13 protein-coding genes are annotated in these 15,374 nt (G+C 59.8%); 5 read left to right on the forward strand and 8 right to left on the reverse strand.

All coding sequences use genetic code 11. From position 1 onward, the window contains the following. The first annotated feature begins 97 nt into the window (after window positions 1-97). From AC1DWM_RS24320 to AC1DWM_RS24335, 4 genes are all read left to right on the forward strand, one after another. Window positions 98-1,609, forward strand: a complete 1,512-nt coding sequence (locus tag AC1DWM_RS24320; protein WP_477796335.1) for an efflux transporter outer membrane subunit — start codon at window positions 98-100, stop codon at window positions 1,607-1,609. A gap of 146 nt (window positions 1,610-1,755) precedes the next feature. Beyond that, window positions 1,756-3,948 carry an FUSC family protein gene (locus AC1DWM_RS24325; RefSeq protein WP_477796336.1) on the forward strand — a complete coding sequence of 731 codons (2,193 nt, stop codon included), beginning with the start codon at window positions 1,756-1,758 and terminating at the stop codon, window positions 3,946-3,948. Further along, window positions 3,938-4,138 carry a DUF1656 domain-containing protein gene (locus tag AC1DWM_RS24330; RefSeq protein WP_008153498.1) on the forward strand — a complete coding sequence of 67 codons (201 nt, stop codon included), beginning with the start codon at window positions 3,938-3,940 and terminating at the stop codon, window positions 4,136-4,138. Before AC1DWM_RS24325 ends, AC1DWM_RS24330 begins: the two co-directional genes overlap by 11 nt. A 24-nt stretch (window positions 4,139-4,162) precedes the next feature. Next, the gene (locus AC1DWM_RS24335) at window positions 4,163-5,011 is read left to right on the forward strand and encodes an efflux RND transporter periplasmic adaptor subunit (RefSeq protein WP_223516659.1); all 849 of its coding nucleotides are present in this window, start codon (window positions 4,163-4,165) and stop codon (window positions 5,009-5,011) included. A gap of 129 nt (window positions 5,012-5,140) precedes the next feature. Here AC1DWM_RS24335 and AC1DWM_RS24340 read toward each other — a convergent pair whose 3' ends face one another. The 4 genes from AC1DWM_RS24340 to AC1DWM_RS24355 all read right to left on the reverse strand — a co-directional run bounded on the left by AC1DWM_RS24340 (window position 5,141) and on the right by AC1DWM_RS24355 (window position 7,468). After that, window positions 5,141-5,539, reverse strand: coding sequence for a DUF4440 domain-containing protein (locus AC1DWM_RS24340; protein ID WP_223516660.1), 399 nt, complete (start codon window positions 5,537-5,539; stop codon window positions 5,141-5,143). A 148-nt stretch (window positions 5,540-5,687) separates the two neighbouring features. After that, window positions 5,688-6,512 (reverse strand): SDR family oxidoreductase, encoded by an 825-nt coding sequence (locus tag AC1DWM_RS24345; protein WP_477796337.1) that lies wholly within the window; start codon window positions 6,510-6,512, stop codon window positions 5,688-5,690. A gap of 32 nt (window positions 6,513-6,544) precedes the next feature. Further along, on the reverse strand, window positions 6,545-7,009 hold the full coding sequence (locus tag AC1DWM_RS24350; RefSeq protein WP_223516664.1) for a multidrug transporter: 465 nt from the start codon (window positions 7,007-7,009) through the stop codon (window positions 6,545-6,547). A 222-nt stretch (window positions 7,010-7,231) separates the two neighbouring features. Then, a complete protein-coding gene (locus AC1DWM_RS24355; protein ID WP_477796338.1) occupies window positions 7,232-7,468 on the reverse strand; it encodes a hypothetical protein in 237 nt (78 codons plus the stop codon). A gap of 69 nt (window positions 7,469-7,537) precedes the next feature. Here AC1DWM_RS24355 and AC1DWM_RS24360 point away from each other — a divergent pair, with 69 nt between their 5' ends. Beyond that, window positions 7,538-10,018 (forward strand): RHS repeat domain-containing protein, encoded by a 2,481-nt coding sequence (locus tag AC1DWM_RS24360; RefSeq protein WP_477796348.1) that lies wholly within the window; start codon window positions 7,538-7,540, stop codon window positions 10,016-10,018. 97 nt (window positions 10,019-10,115) lie between these two features. Here AC1DWM_RS24360 and AC1DWM_RS24365 read toward each other — a convergent pair whose 3' ends face one another. The 4 genes from AC1DWM_RS24365 to AC1DWM_RS24380 form a co-directional block, all read right to left on the reverse strand. Next, window positions 10,116-11,567: a mannose-1-phosphate guanylyltransferase/mannose-6-phosphate isomerase gene (locus AC1DWM_RS24365; RefSeq protein WP_223516667.1), complete on the reverse strand. Its 1,452-nt coding sequence runs from the start codon at window positions 11,565-11,567 to the stop codon at window positions 10,116-10,118. Between the two features lie 190 nt (window positions 11,568-11,757). Beyond that, window positions 11,758-12,414 carry an alginate O-acetyltransferase AlgF gene (locus AC1DWM_RS24370; RefSeq protein ID WP_223516669.1) on the reverse strand — a complete coding sequence of 219 codons (657 nt, stop codon included), beginning with the start codon at window positions 12,412-12,414 and terminating at the stop codon, window positions 11,758-11,760. A gap of 17 nt (window positions 12,415-12,431) precedes the next feature. Beyond that, window positions 12,432-13,607: an alginate O-acetyltransferase gene (locus tag AC1DWM_RS24375; protein WP_223516671.1), complete on the reverse strand. Its 1,176-nt coding sequence runs from the start codon at window positions 13,605-13,607 to the stop codon at window positions 12,432-12,434. An 11-nt stretch (window positions 13,608-13,618) separates the two neighbouring features. Continuing rightward, window positions 13,619-15,184: an MBOAT family O-acyltransferase gene (locus AC1DWM_RS24380; RefSeq protein WP_223516673.1), complete on the reverse strand. Its 1,566-nt coding sequence runs from the start codon at window positions 15,182-15,184 to the stop codon at window positions 13,619-13,621. Window positions 15,185-15,374 lie beyond the last annotated feature (190 nt).

Here is a 15,374-nt window from a genome sequence, read left to right on the forward strand (position 1 = left end):
TCACCGCGGTGGGTCTGGATGACCGTGGAGATGCCATCGCGGGCAAGCCCGGCTCCTACAGGATTTCGTACCTCCCCTATATCAGGAAATCGCAGCAGTGCCGCGTCGCATCAGCAGAGCGCTTCAGACGCTCAGTGTTTTGGCTTTAACCCTGGCAATCAGCGGCTGCATCGGTACCGGAGGTATTGCCCCGCAGGGCAAGGCACTGGAGGTCAATTCACTGGCCACCGACGAAGCCATTCAACGCGCCGCGCAGGACGCGCACTGGCCCACCGCGCACTGGTGGCAGGCCTATGGCGACCCGCAACTGAGCCGCTGGATCGACCTCGCCGTGCAAGGCAGCCCGACCATGGCCATGGCGGCGGCGCGGGTGCGTCAGGCCAAATCCATGGCCGGTATTGCCGAGTCCGCCGAGTCGCTGCAGGTGAATGGCGAAGCAACCCTCAAACGCCACAACTGGCCCACCGATCAGTTCTACGGGCCGGGTGAGCTGGCCAACACGACCACGTGGGACAACAACGCCGCACTGGGCTTCAGCTATGCGCTCGACCTCTGGGACCGTGAAAGCAATGCGACCGAGCGCGCCGTGGACATGGCACACATGAGCGTCGCCGAAGCGCGCCTGGCGCAACTCGAATTGCAGAACAACATCGTGCGCGCCTACATCGAACTGTCGCTGCATTACGCGCAACGCGACATCGTCGAAGCGACGCTGAAGCAGCAACAGCAGATTCTCGACCTCGCACAGAAGCGTCTGGACGGTGGCATTGGTACGCACTTGGAAGTCAGTCAGGCACAAACACCGTTGCCGGAAACCCATCGCCAGATCGATGCGCTGGACGAAGAAATCGCTCTGAGCCGCAACCAGCTCGCGGCGCTGGCAGGCAAAGGTCCGGGCGAGGGCGCGCAGTTGCAGCGGCCAACGCTGTCGCTGGGGGCGGCGCTGAAATTGCCATCGTCGCTGCCTGCACAATTGCTCGGTCAACGCCCGGACGTGGTTGCCAGTCGCTGGCAAGTGGCGGCTCAGGCGCGGGGCATTGATGTCGCCCACGCCGGTTTTTATCCCAACGTCGATCTGGTCGGCAGCCTCGGCTACATGGCCACGGGCGGCGGGGCGCTGGAGTTTTTGACCGGCAAGAAACTCAACTACAGCGTCGGCCCGGCGATCTCGTTGCCGATTTTCGACGGCGGGCGTTTGCGCTCGGAGTTGGGTGAAGCGTCGGCGGGGTATGACATCGCCGTGGCCAAGTACAACCAGACGCTGGTCAATGCGCTGAAAAGCATCTCCGACCAGTTGATCCGCCGCGAGTCCATGGACAAGCAGCAAGCTTTCGCCGCCGAGTCGGTGGCCACCGCGCAGAAGACTTATGACATTGCGATGATCGCGTATCAGCGTGGGCTCACCGACTACCTCAACGTGCTTAACGCGCAGACGTTGTTGTTTAAGCAGCAGCAGGTTCAGCAGCAGGTGCAGGCGGCGAGGCTCAGTGCTCATGCTGAACTGGTGACGGCGCTCGGTGGTGGGCTCGAATCGGGCAACGATGTGCCGAAAGACAGCCAGACCGCTGCACCGGAAACCCCGGCGCTTCTTCAGACCATCGCAAATTGAACACGAACCCTGTAGGAGCCGAGCTTGCTCGCGATAGCGGAGTGTCAGNNNCCTGACACGCCGCTATCGCGAGCAAGCTCGGCTCCTACAGGGTCTAGGTCTCCCACGGGTTCAAGTCTCCACGGACATTTTTCAAGCAGGATTTCATGACTCCCTTGCCCGCACCTTTGCGCTGGCTGTATTCCCTTGAATGGCGCCGGGGTTTCTTCGATTGGGCACGCAGCGACGGCGTGACCTGGGTTTACATCTTCAAGGTGTTGTTCGCGGCGTTTCTGACGTTGTGGCTGGCGATGCGTCTGGAATTGCCGCAACCGCGCACGGCGATGATCACCGTGTTCATCGTCATGCAGCCGCAAAGCGGTCAGGTGTTTGCCAAGAGTTTTTACCGCTTTCTCGGCACCTTGACCGGCTCGACGGTGATGGTCGCTCTGATTGCCTTGTTCGCACAAAATACCGAACTGTTCCTCGGCTCGCTGGCGATCTGGGTGGGTATCTGTTCGGCCGGCGCGGCGCGGTATCGCAACTTTCGCGCCTACGGTTTTGTACTGGCCGGGTACACCGCCGCGATGGTCGGATTGCCTGCGTTGGCGCACCCGGACGGGGCGTTCATGGCGGCCGTTTGGCGTGTTCTGGAAATCTCCCTCGGGATTCTCTGCTCGACGCTGGTCAGCGCAGCGATCCTGCCGCAAACCGCCAGCGCCGCGATGCGCAACGCCTTGTATCAGCGTTTCGGCGTGTTCGCGTTGTTCGTGACCGATGGTTTGCGCGGTCGCAGCAAGCGGGACGCGTTTGAAGCCAGCAACGTGCGCTTCATCGCCGAAGCGGTGGGGCTGGAAGGGCTACGCAGCGTCACCGTTTTTGAAGACCCGCACATGCGTCGGCGCAACGGTCGGCTCAATCGTTTGAACAGCGAGTTCATGGGCATCACCACGCGATTCAACGCCTTGCATCAGTTGCTCGAACGCTTGGACAGCAGCGGGGCGGATCACGTGGTCGCGGCAATCAAACCGGGTTTGCAAGACCTGGCAGAAGTGCTCGACGGTTTCAGCGGTCGGGCCCTGACCCACGCGGATGCGGCACGATTGGTTATCGAGTTGAGCGCTTACAAAGAAGGTTTGCCAGCGCGGGTTCGAAGCCTGCGCACGATCTTTCAAGAGAGCCATCCCAGCGACGCCGAGCAACTCGATTTCCACACCGCCTACGAGCTGCTCTATCGCTTCGTCGACGACTTGCACAGTTATGCACAGACTCACGCGTCCTTGGCCGATCACAGCCACGCGCGCGAGCAATGGGACGAGCCGTTTACCCCGCAAACCAACTGGATGGCCTCGGCGGCGTCGGGGATTCGCGCGGCGTTCATTCTGGTGGTGCTCGGCAGCTATTGGGTGGCGACGGCGTGGCCGAGCGGGGCGACGATGACCCTGATTGCCGCCGCCACCGTCGGCCTTTCAGCCGCAACGCCGAATCCGAAACGCATGGCGTTTCAGATGGCCTGCGGGACGTTCCTTGGCGCACTGATCGGTTTCGTCGAGATGTTTTTCATCTTCCCGTGGATCGACGGTTTCCCGTTGCTGTGCGTGATGCTCGCACCGGTGATCCTGCTCGGTTCGTTCCTCACGTCGCGACCGCAATACGCCGGTGTCGGTCTCGGCTTGCTGATCTTCTTCAGCACCGGTTCGGTGCCGGACAACCTCACGGTCTACAACCCTTACGCTTTCATTAACGACTACATCGCCATGGTGCTTGGCATGCTGGTGTGCGCGGCGGCCGGGGCAATTATTTTGCCGCCGAACAGCCGCTGGTTGTGGCGACGGCTGGAGCAGGATCTGCGCGGGCAAGTGGTGTATGCGATCAGCGGCAAACTCAAGGGGTTGGCGTCGAGTTTTGAAAGCCGCACGCGGGACTTGCTGCATCAGGCATATGGCTTGGCCGCCGGTCAGCCGCAGGTGCAACGAGACTTGCTGCGCTGGATGTTTGTGGTGCTGGAAGTCGGCCACGCGATCATCGAGTTGCGCAAGGAGCAGGCGATTCTGCCGGTGCATCCGGCCTATGCCGAATCGCAGCGGTGGCGCCAGGCAATCCGTGTGATGGGCCGTTCGCTGGTGCGGCTGTTTCTGCAACCGAGCCAGAGCAATCTGGAGCGCAGTCTGATCGCGGTCGACCATGCGATCAGCCGCGTGCAAGCCACCGACGAACCTTTCGCGCCGCACTTCGACACCTCGGCATTGCGCCGGGTGAAGAGCTACCTGCACTTCATTCGCACCTCGTTGCTGGACCCGCAATCGCCGCTCGCCGCCTACACCAAAACCGAGCCTCAAGGACTTGAACATGCCTCGTGAAATCGCCTTCCACGGCGTGTACATGCCGACCATGACCCTGATGTTTTTCATCGCCGCCGCACTGGCCTGGGCGCTGGACCGGTTCTTGTCCGGGTTCGATCTGTACCGCTTCTTCTGGCACCCGGCGCTGCTGCGCCTGAGTCTGTTTACCTGTCTGTTCGGCGCCCTGGCGCTGACTGTCTATCACTGACGCTCATTACTGAAGAAGGCCCTGATGAAAAAGCTTTTCAGCCTGCTCGCCACCCTGTTGGTGCTGGCCCTCGCCATGTGGATCGGCCGGACACTGTGGGTGCATTACATGGACACCCCCTGGACCCGCGACGGCCGGGTGCGCGCTGACATCATCAACGTCGCCGCCGACGTCACCGGGGAAGTGGTGGACGTGCCGGTGCGCGACAACCAACAGGTGAAGAAGGGCGACTTGCTGATGCAGATCGACCCCGAGCATTACCGCATTGCGGTCAAACAGGCGCAGTCATTGGTGGCCTCACGCAAGGCCACGTGGGAGATGCGCAAGGTCAACGCCCGTCGCCGCGCCGACATGGACAACCTGGTGATCTCCAGGGAAAACCGCGACGACGCCAGCAACATCGCCGACTCGGCATTGGCTGACTATCAACACGCGCAAGCTCAACTCGAAGCCGCCGAACTCAACCTCAAACGCACCGAAGTCCGCGCGGCGGTGGACGGTTACGTGACCAACCTCAACGTCCATCGCGGCGACTACGCACGCATCGGCGAAGCGAAAATGGCCGTGGTCGATATGAACTCGTTCTGGGTATACGGCTTCTTCGAAGAAACCAAACTGCCGCACGTGCGGGTGGGCGACAAGGCCGACATGCAATTGATGAGCGGCGAAGTGCTCAAGGGGCATGTGGAGAGCATTTCTCGCGGCATCTACGACCGGGATAACCCGGAGAGTCGCGAGCTGATTGCCGATGTGAACCCGACGTTTAACTGGGTGAGGCTGGCGCAGCGGGTGCCGGTGCGGATTCACATTGATGAAGTGCCGGAAGGGGTGCTATTGGCGGCGGGGATTACTTGCACGGTGGTGGTTAACTAGCCGATAGACCGAGTCGCGGCCTTCGCGAGCAAGCTTGCTCCTACATTAGATCTGCTGTGAACACCGAAGATGTGATCGACGCAGATCAAGTGTAGGAGCAAGCTTGCTCGCGAATGGAGCGACTCGGTTTCATGCCTTGCAAAACGTCTCATGCAAATGCCGCCAGATCAGCCTGCCATCGGCCTGCGTCTCAAACACCACCGTCGAACGCCGATCCGAATGCAGCCCGGTGGCATCAGTCTGCTGTTCGCGATAACTCACTACCGCGCCTTCTTCATACAACGCGACACCGCGCAGCTCACTAAGCTCGATCCTGAACCCGAGCTTCTTCCCGCCCGCCATCTGAAACAACTCGCTCAACGCCTCGAAATCCAGCACCCGGCCCAACGGAGAGACCATGGAAAACTGTGGTGAAAATCGGGTCAGCAGTTGTTCAAGCGCGGACGCGTCTTGCTCTTCGGCCAGCCATTGTTCGATGGCGATGTGGGCCTGGATGACTTCGTCGAAGTAGACGGTGTAGTCGGTCATGGAAGTATGTCCTGAAATATTTCGGTGTCTGTTCTGACGCCATCGCGAGCAGGCTCGCTCCCACAGTGATCATCGGTGTGAATGCGATCTAGGCCACCCCGCAGAACCTTGTGGGAGCGAGCCTGCTCGCGATGGCGTCGACTCGGTCTCAGAGCTGCCCGCGCAACCCGAACCGCCTCATCAACCCCGCCTCCAACAACCCCTTGGGCAACAACCCCGCCAACAACGGCAACGCGCGGCTGCCATTGCCTAGACGAATCAGGCGCGGTGTTTTGCCCTGCTGCACAGCCTTGAGCAAACCCTCTGCAAACTCCCTGGCCGGTGTCGGTTTGTCCTGCGAAGCCTTGGCCCGTGCACGAATGCCTTCACGCAGTGGAAACCACGGCGATTGTTCGGTGATCAATTGTTCTGCCTCATGCCCGGCATTTTTAGCGAAGCTGGATTCGATGGCGCCCGGCTGGACTTCCATCACGCGGATCCCGAACGGCGCCAGCTCCATGCGTAACGCATCGCTCAAGGCATGAACGGCGGCTTTTGAAGCGCAGTAGGCGCCGGCGAACGGTGTGACCAAAATCCCTGAAACGCTGCCGATGTTCACCACCAACCCTTTGGCGCGACGCAGCACCGGAAACAGCGCGCGGGTGACGCCGACGATCGCAAACACATTGGTTTCGAACTGCCGCTGCATGGCCGGAACACCGCCGTCGAGCAGCGGGCCCATGGCGCCATAACCGGCGTTGTTGATCAGCACGTCGAGGCCGCCATGTTGCAAGTTGATCTGTTCACTCAACTGTTCGAGGGCCGCGCTGTCATTGACGTCCAGTTGCACGGCGGTAAAACCGGCGGCGGCTAATGCGGCCACGTCTTCAGCTTTGCGGGCGCTGGCCCAGACCTCGTATCCGGCATTTTTGAACACATCTGCGAGGGCGCGGCCAATGCCGCTGGAGCAACCGGTAATCAACGCAACGGGCATGGCGCGGTCCTTGTGCAACAAGAAGAAGGGGATCAGTCGGAAAAACTACCCTGCAATCGCTCGGCGCGAAACTCCAGGGTTTGTGGGCGGTAGCCAGGGCGCAGCGGCGGCAGTGGCAAACAGTCTTCCCAGTTGCCGCCGGCCTGCAATTCGCCGGGGCCACGATAACGCGGGGCGTCGTATTGATTGTCGGCCAGATTGACCGTATCACCCGGTGCATACGCCGCGATGCGCCAGCGCAAATCGGTTAGCGGCACGTTATTGCCATTGTTCATTTTCAGTTGCAAAGGGCGGTCCGCCGGGCACTGCTCCGGCGCATAGGTAATGCGCAGCTCCAGGCGTGCGAGTTGCTTGATCTCGCGGTTGTCCAGCCAGATCACCCACGTGGCCACAAGCCCCAAACCGACTGCGGCCGCCACAGAAACGGGAAACGCCTTTGCCGGGTAGCGCAGCAGCAAAATCAGCCAGGTAATGACCAGCAGGACGCCGATGAACATGCTTGAACGCTCCTTGAACTCATGACCTCCATCCTACCGAACGGCTGGGGGAATGGACATTCTTGCATCAGGTCTGTTGCCGTTGGTCGGTACTGTAATTTCTGACAGTAGCCCGTCATTGCCACGAACGGTTAGATAACCGTTGGATTACAGGGACACGCCAGGATGCATTACAAAACCCCCACACTGTCCGTCGTCGATCCGCGGGAGCTGCCAATCCGTTCAATTGATTATTGGCGCGAGATTGAAGGCGAACTGACTCAGGCCCGCATCAACCGCACTCTCCACAATGCCGCCGGGCACGCCGTCAAACAGTGGGACCCACGGCTTTGGTTGCAACAGGACCAACATCCGCTGGTGCCCGCCAATCTCGTGACGGTGCATTCGCTGTCCGGTAGCGCGGTGTCGATGCTCAGCGTTGATGCCGGCTCGCAGATCACTCTTTTCGGCCTGACTCATGAAATTCTGCATGGTTGGGACAGTCGGGGCACTCACAGCGAGGTTGAATACGACGACTTGTTGCGCCCCGTGGCGGTGTTTGAGCACCTCGTCACGCAGCTACCACGGTGTGCCGAACGGATGGAATATGGTCGTCACGGTCAGGGGCTTCGGGACCAAAACCTTCTCGGTCAGCTCATTCGGCGAGATGGCCCCGGTGGAACCGTATTGTTTGAGGTGTTTGCGATCACCGGCCAATGCACAAGGCAGGTGCAACACTTTACCAAGGATGCCGTCGCACCTGATTGGCCAGAGCCGATTGCTGATCGCAATAGCCTGTTGGAGCCCGGCGATGGTGCCGTCTCGACGTGGCGGTTCGGTCCGCAGGGGGATGTGCTGGAGTCGGTCGATGCCAGGCAGAACTGCCTGACCTTTGGCTTCACCCTTGATGGCCTACCACACCACAGTGCCTTGAAGCTCGCAGGCAAGCCCGCTTGGCAAACACTGGTGAGTGAAATCGAGTACAGCGCCCAAGGACAGATCATTCGCGAAGTGGCGGGTAACAACGTAGAAACGACCCTCAAGTATTCCCCTGAAGAGGGGCGATTGATTGAGCTGCGGTCGCACGGCGATCACAGCGGCTTGCTGCAACACCTGTTCTACGTTTATGACCGAATGGGCAATGTGCTGAGCATCGAAGACAAGGCGTTGCCGGTGCGGTACTTCAACAATCAACGCATCGAACCCGTCAGTCGATTTATCTACGACAGTCTTTATCAATTGATCGCGGCATCTGGCTGGGAGGCGGGGGCTTCCAATCAAGGGCCGGCATCCGTCGGGCGCAACGATTCGGCGGCACTCAGCAACTACCACCAGGTCTACTCCTACGACGAGGGCGGTAACCTGCTGAAGCTGACGCACGTCGGCGCACAAAGCCCGGGACGTGAGCTAAAACCCGCCCGGCACAGCAATCGCTGTTTGCCCTGGCGCAACGGCGTGCCTCCGACCGAAGAAGAGATCGCCTCGGCATTCGACGCCAGGGGCAATTTGCTGGAGCTGGATCAGGGGCGGTTTTTGACGTGGGATCTGCGTAACCAAGTGCAGTCGATCAGCCCGGTGGAGCGCGATACCGGGCGCAATGACTACGAGTCCTATGTCTACGATGGAGGTGGCCAAAGGGTGCGCAAAATCCGCTCGTTGCAGACCCATGCCCGAACCGTGATGGCCGACGTGCGCTACTTGCCGCAGCTGGAACTTCGTACCGACAGTGGCACCGGGGAGGTGCTACAGGTCATTACGGCTCAGACCGGTCTTAATACGGTTCGGGTGTTGCATTGGGACAGTAATCCGCCGTCCGGCATCAACGATCAGTACCGTTACACTCTGGTCGATCATCTGAATTCCTGCACCATAGAGCTGGCCGACGATGCACGAATCATCAGCCGCGAAACCTATTACCCGTTTGGCGCAACGGCCTGGTTTGCCGGGGATGATGGGATTGAGGTCAGTTATAAATTCATCCGTTACTCAGGCAAGGAACGGGATGCCACAGGGCTTTATTACTATGGCCTGCGTTATTACGTGCCGTGGTTGCAGCGCTGGCTCAATCCTGACCCCAAGGGGATGGTTGACGGGCCGAACCTGTATCAAATGGTCGGTAATTCGCCCATGAGATATGTCGATAGCGACGGCGGCAAACTGACCGAACCGTCGGAACTGAATGAGAGTCTGAAAAAGCAACGAGCGTTGCTGTCATCGGTAGGAAGCAGCGCTTCGGATTTCAAGAATTCGCTGCTCAATCACCTGTATGCGCAGCATCGGTTCAAAGCGTTGGGTCGACGGGTGGTGACTCAACTTGCCAGTAGTGCCACCAGTGCCGCCGGTACGGCGGCGGGGGCAGCGGTGGGTGGCGCACTGGGAGGGCTGGCAGGCCCTGTGACCTCTGGGTTGGGAAGTAAAGCGGGCGCGGCAATCGGCGCCAGGGCGGCTGGTGCTCTGATTTCCAACGTGGTGGACACTTTTCAACTGAACCGCCCGATCAGTTTCAAGGGCAACGAAATGAACACTAAATCATTCATTGAGGCCGTTGAACCCAAAAAGAAAACCAGCCTGAACACGATCAAATTCGAGTTGTTGGCCATTGATCCCCGGACCCGTGAAGGGCGAACAAAACTGGGGAGAAAGATCACCAGCGCCGCGGCCGAGAAAGTTATCGACAAGGTCGCCAGTCAGCTGGGATCGCAAGCCCCAGGCCTGATCAATACAGGCCGGGAGTTTTACAAGGCCTCACAGGGCCTGGATGCCGCATCGCTCAGTGAGGTCTACGACGACACACAGGCAGTGATCGATATGCTGGAATTCAGGATGCAAGCCCTCAAAGATGAATTTGCCGTCTCCAGTGACTCCCCCCCAAAAACCTTCGAAACAATTGCTGAGCTCTCGACGCGGACGGAGGAGGTGGTTCAGACATTAAAGAGAAACCTGGATTTGATCGGGCTTGTTGCACCCAAGCCTTATGCCGGTAGACGGCAGTCGCTGAGTGGAAGGTCCGGCCAGGCGCAGGTTCGGTAGATTTTGCACGGTTGAAGCAAGAAAAAAGCCCCCGCCCAACCCACTGCGGATAGGGAACGCAGCGGGCTGGACGGGGGCTTCTTGTGTTACCGATCAATCACTGCGCGATGGTTTTCACCGACACGCCGCGCTCGATCGGGGTTGAGCGACCGTAGATATCTTCAAACCGCTCGATATCGTCTTCACCCAGGTAGCTGCCCGATTGCACTTCGATGATCTCGAGTGGAATCTTGCCCGGGTTGCGCAAACGGTGGACCGACGCAATCGGGATGTAGGTCGACTGGTTTTCGCAGAGCAGGAACACGTTGTCGTCGCAGGTCACTTCGGCAGTGCCGCTGACCACGATCCAGTGTTCGGCGCGGTGGTGGTGCATTTGCAGCGACAGGCACGCGCCCGGTTTTACCGAGATGTGCTTGACCTGGAAGCGGCCGCCCATGTCCACCGAGTCGTAGGAACCCCACGGACGATAGACTTCGCAGTGGTTCTGGGTTTCGCTGCGGCCCAGTTCGTTGAGGGTGTTGACCATCTGTTTCACGCCTTGGACCTTGTCCTTGTGCGCAATCATCATGGCGTCCTTGGTTTCGACGACCACGATGTTTTCCAGGCCGATCACCGACACCAGTTTGCCGTTGCCGTGGATCATGCAGTTTTTGCTGTCCTGAATGACCACGTCGCCTTTGGTGACGTTACCGTTGGCGTCTTTTTCATTCACTTCCCACAGCGACGACCAGCAACCAACATCGCTCCAGCCGGCGGTCAGCGGTACGACGCAGGCGCGCTGGGTTTTTTCCATCACCGAGTAGTCAATGGAATTGTCCGGGCAGCAGGCGAAGGTGGCTTCGTCGAGGGTGATGGTGTCGTTGTCGTGAACGCTGCGCTCAAGGGTCAGCAGGCAGGTGTCGTAGATGTCCGGGTCGTGCTTTTTCAGTTCTTCGAGGAAGCGGCTGGCGCGGAACAGGAACATGCCGCTGTTCCAGAAATAACCGCCGGACGCGACGAACTCGGTGGCGCGTTTGACATCCGGTTTTTCGACGAAGTGCGAGACGCGGCTGACGCCTTCCGGCAGCAGCGAATCGTTGGTCGACTTAATGTAGCCGTAGCCGGTTTCCGGTTTGGTGGCCGGGACGCCGAACAGCACCATTTCGCCGTTTTCGGCAGCGACGGTGGCCAGGGCCAGGGCGCGTTGCAGGGCTTTCTGGTCTTCCAGCACGTGGTCGGCCGGCAGCACCAGCATCAGCTCGTCGCGACCTTCATTGACCAGCATCATCGCGGTCAACGCCACGGCCGGCGCGGTGTTGCGCCCGAAGGGTTCCATCAGGATGCGCTGGGCTTCCAGTTTGCGGTTGCTCAGCTGCTCGTTGACGATAAAGCGGTGGTCCTTGTTGCACACCACAATCGGCGTGTCCATGCCTTCGAACACCAGGCGTTCCAGGGTTTGCTGGAACAGCGTGTGTTCGCCGGTCAGGGCAAGGAATTGCTTAGGGAACTGCTTACGCGAAAGCGGCCAAAGACGTGAGCCGCTACCACCTGACAAGATCACCGGAATCATGTTGTTACTCCTTTAAAATCGATTGGTTAGAGCTACGAACGTTCTGTCGTTTCACTCTTGTTCTTATTCCGTATCCCGACTGACACCTGGATCCCTTGTAGGAGCCTGGCTTGCCAGCGATGGCGGTCTCAAGGGCCTCATCGCCGGCAAGCCGTGCTCCTACAGGGCACGTGTCAGTCAGGCAAATGTGTTAGCGCGTCGACACCGGGCGTTTTACCCACACTGGCGACAGGCTGCTGCCGTTGCCGGTGACGTACAGCACGGCCGCTTCACCGCGTTCCAGGGCAACCGGTTTGACGTCGCCGACTTTCTTGTCGCCTTCAAACAGCGCCAGGCTGACTTTCACCGGGTTGATTTCGCGCTCGCCACGGCCCTTGGCGGCCACGCTCGGTACCACGTCGGTCTTGCCGTCAGCGGTTTTCAGGGTCAAGGACTTGTCGCTCAGGTTCTGCAGACGCACCAAGGACTTCTGCTTGTTCTTGAACGGCGGTTCTTCGATCAGTTGCGGCGCGCCGCTGGCGTTGTTGACCAGGGTGTAATAGTGATCACCGGCCAGTTTCACCGGCAGGGTCTGGCTGCCGACCTTGGCGCTGTAATCGCCGCCCGGCATGAAGCTGAAGTCGGTGCTGGACAGTGGCGCAACGTCGCTCAGGTTGGTGCTGCCGACGGTGGCGCTGACTTCAGCGTTACCAGCGTTGTAGACCCGTACGAAGCTCGAACCTTTCGGTGCAGTCGGGCCGTAGAGTGCGGCATCGCCAGCGGCGAAGGCGTTCATCGACAGCACGCTGAAGGTCGCGGCCAAAGCGAAGGTTTTGGCGAGACGGCGAGGAGTTGTAGTGAAAGTCATGGAAGTACCTCTCTCTTTCAGTTTTGCGCCCGGTCGGGCGTCTCGGATTTAGTGTTTGCGGCTACGTTTTGTTGGCGGGCGCCGGCTTCTTTGAGCTCTGCGACCCACTGCGGGTCGGCGTCGCCGATTTCGTTGTTCACAGGCAGATAACGTTCAGGAAACTCCCAGATCAGCACCTGTGGCGGGCTGTTCTTGAAGGCATCGCTTTTCAGGTAGCTGAGCATCGGCAGAATCGGGCCGTGGCCGTCTTCGGCGTAATTGACCACGTCGCTGTGCAACGCTTGTTTCAGCGCGCCGACGAAGTTCCAGTTCGGGTTGGCGCTGTAGCTGGTGCCGATCAGGGCCACCGGCACTTCGGTGTTGGCGAACAGCGCGTCGTCACCGGCCGGCTGATCTTCAGCTGCCACGGTGTTGCGCTTTTGCAGGGGTTCTGGCGCCGGCATCAGGTTTTCGAACAGCGGGTCCAGCGGCAGGAACAAGCGCAGGTCGCCCTTGTGCGTGATTTTTTCCGCAGGTTCGGTGACGAAGTTTTGCGGCTCGCCGCTCAGCGGGAGTTTGTCGGCGATGGTGCTGGCCAGGGCCTCGGCGGCGATTTGCGCACCTTCCGGGGTCCAGTGAGTGTCGGTGCGCAGGAATACTTGCTGACCGTTCTGTTTGGCCTTTTGCAACGGGCCGAGCAGGTCGGGGGCGAGGATCTTGTTGGCCGCCACACGGGCGTGGAAGTCCTGATAGAGGTTGGCGTGAATGCTCGAAGGCTTCACCTCACCCAAGTGTTCCGGGTACAGGCGCGTCTTGGCTGGCACGATGGCCATCACCAGTTGTACGCCTTGCTCCTTCAGGGTCTGGCGCACGCCTTCGACCAGCGCGTAGTTGCCTTGCAGGTTCAGCTCTTCGTTGACGATCGGGTTGAACTCTTCATCGCTGTAGAGCCACTGATCACGACCGAGCACAACGCCCGGTCGACCTTCGTTGAACAGTTTGAAATCCAGCGCAGCCCAAAGGTTGGTGCCCAGGCGTTTGATCGGAAACTCGTCGTCGTAGTGCGTCTCCACGGCTTTGGTCCAGCGGCCGTTAAGCACCGTCGCATCGGCGTTGGTGCTGAAGCCGAAGAAGCTGCGCGTGGACCACAGGCCCAGTGCCAACAAGGTCAGCAGGAACAGGGCGATGTAGAAGATGCGTAATGAGCGGGTCATGGTCAGATCCCTCAGAACTGGAAGTAAAGGAACGGCGAAAAGCTTTGCGCCGAGAGTTTGAAAATCGAAGCGATGAACAGCACCAGCACCAGCGTGCGCATCACGTAACGCGACCAATCAGAGGTCCAGTAAGCCGGTTGCACGGTCGCTTCAACGCCGACGGTGTAACCCGGTTGGTGGATGCTGGCCGGGTTGTCGCCCGGTACCGCTTTGATCATTCCAGGGGTCGCAGTGGCGGGGCCATCGGCCTCGACGTTGACGGCAGGCTTGGTCTTCTCAGGCGGACGGTTGGTGTAGAAATCACGGATGCCGAAGAACGCCAGCGTCACGTAAGCCACCACCAGGGTTGCCACTTGCAGGCCGGTGAGGCTGGCCTGATTCAGTTCCGACAGCGACCATTCGCTGAAGCTGAACATCGCGCCATACATACGGCCGGCGACGTGCAGGTTTTCTGCACGGAAGATCACCCAGCCCATCACCACCAGCAGGAACGTCAGCGCCCAGCGGATCGGGTTGATGCTGCGCGGCGAGGTGTTCAGACCCAGCGCTTTTTCAATCGCCAGCCACATGCCGTGCCACGCACCCCAGACGATGTAGGTGATGTTCGCGCCGTGCCACAGACCACCGAGCAGCATGGTCAGGAACAGGTTGCGATAGGTCATCAGCGTGCCTTTGCGGTTACCGCCCAGCGTGATGTACAGGTAGTCACGCAGCCAGGTGGAGAGACTGATGTGCCAGCGCCGCCAGAACTCGGTAATCGACTGGCTGATGTACGGCTGTTTGAAGTTTTCCATGAAGCGGAAACCCATCATCAAGCCCAGGCCGATGGCCATGTCGCTGTAGCCGGAGAAGTCGAAATACAGTTGCGCGGTGTAGGCCAGTGCGCCAAGCCAGGCATCGCCCGTGGTCGGGTTTTGCAGGGCGAAGCAATGGTCGGCCACCACCGCGAGGGTGTCGGCGATGAAGACTTTCTTGATGAAACCCTGCATGAACCGCGTGCAGCCCTCGGAGAATTTATCCAGGGTGTGGGTGCGATTGTTGAACTGGTCGGCGAGGTCGCGGAAACGCAGAACCGGGCCGGCAATCAGGTGCGGGAAGATCGCCACGAACGCCGCAAAGTCGATCAGGTTGCGGGTCGCCGGAGTATCACCACGGTAGACGTCGATGATGTAGCTGATGGACTCGAAGATGTAGAACGAGATCCCGATCGGCAACAGCACGTGGGTCAGAATGAACGGCGACAGACCGACCGACGTCATCATGGCGTTGATGCTGTCGACGCCGAAGTTGGCGTACTTGAAGTAGCCCAGGATGCACAGGTCGACGGCGACGCCGAGCAGCAGCCAGCGCTGGGCCGGTTTGGTGCGCACGCCTGCTGCACCGACTTTGAGGCCGATCCAGTAGTTCCACAGCGTGACGGCGGCGAACAGCGCCAGGAAGTCCACACGCCACCAGGCGTAGAACACGTAACTGGCGATCAGCAGCAGCAGGTTGCGATAGCGTATTCCGCTCAAGTAGTACAAGCCGAGAAAGATCGGCAAGAACAGAAACAGGAACACGTTGGATGAAAATACCATCCCGATCTCTCCATGTTTAATGTGTAGGAGCTGGCTTGCCAGCGAAAGCGGTGTGTCAGTCACACCGAGTCATTCGCCAGCAAGCTGGCTCCTACAGGGTTAGCGGTGCGTCAGATACACCGTGTCATGCCATTCGCCAGCAAGCTGGCTCCTACAGGGTTAGCGGTGTGTCAGGTACACCGTGTCGTGC

The sequence above is a fragment of the Pseudomonas sp. P4_C8 genome, assembly GCF_056401975.1.

What these genes read in the sequence shown, in the direction of transcription:
- AC1DWM_RS24350 (WP_223516664.1), bottom strand. Translation starts at nt 7,009, where the DNA reads ATGTTCATCGGCGTCCTGCTGGTCATTACCTGGCTGATTTTGCTGCTG.
- AC1DWM_RS24365 (WP_223516667.1), bottom strand. Translation starts at nt 11,567, where the DNA reads ATGATTCCGGTGATCTTGTCAGGTGGTAGCGGCTCACGTCTTTGGCCG.
- AC1DWM_RS24370 (WP_223516669.1), bottom strand. Translation starts at nt 12,414, where the DNA reads ATGACTTTCACTACAACTCCTCGCCGTCTCGCCAAAACCTTCGCTTTG.
- AC1DWM_RS24345 (WP_477796337.1), bottom strand. Translation starts at nt 6,512, where the DNA reads ATGCCCGTTGCGTTGATTACCGGTTGCTCCAGCGGCATTGGCCGCGCC.
- AC1DWM_RS24340 (WP_223516660.1), bottom strand. Translation starts at nt 5,539, where the DNA reads ATGACCGACTACACCGTCTACTTCGACGAAGTCATCCAGGCCCACATC.
- AC1DWM_RS24325 (WP_477796336.1), top strand. Translation starts at nt 1,756, where the DNA reads ATGACTCCCTTGCCCGCACCTTTGCGCTGGCTGTATTCCCTTGAATGG.
- AC1DWM_RS24335 (WP_223516659.1), top strand. Translation starts at nt 4,163, where the DNA reads ATGAAAAAGCTTTTCAGCCTGCTCGCCACCCTGTTGGTGCTGGCCCTC.
- AC1DWM_RS24375 (WP_223516671.1), bottom strand. Translation starts at nt 13,607, where the DNA reads ATGACCCGCTCATTACGCATCTTCTACATCGCCCTGTTCCTGCTGACC.
- AC1DWM_RS24330 (WP_008153498.1), top strand. Translation starts at nt 3,938, where the DNA reads ATGCCTCGTGAAATCGCCTTCCACGGCGTGTACATGCCGACCATGACC.
- AC1DWM_RS24355 (WP_477796338.1), bottom strand. Translation starts at nt 7,468, where the DNA reads ATGAGTCAGGCCGAAAAGAGTGATCTGCGAGCCGGCATCAACGCTGAG.
- AC1DWM_RS24380 (WP_223516673.1), bottom strand. Translation starts at nt 15,184, where the DNA reads ATGGTATTTTCATCCAACGTGTTCCTGTTTCTGTTCTTGCCGATCTTT.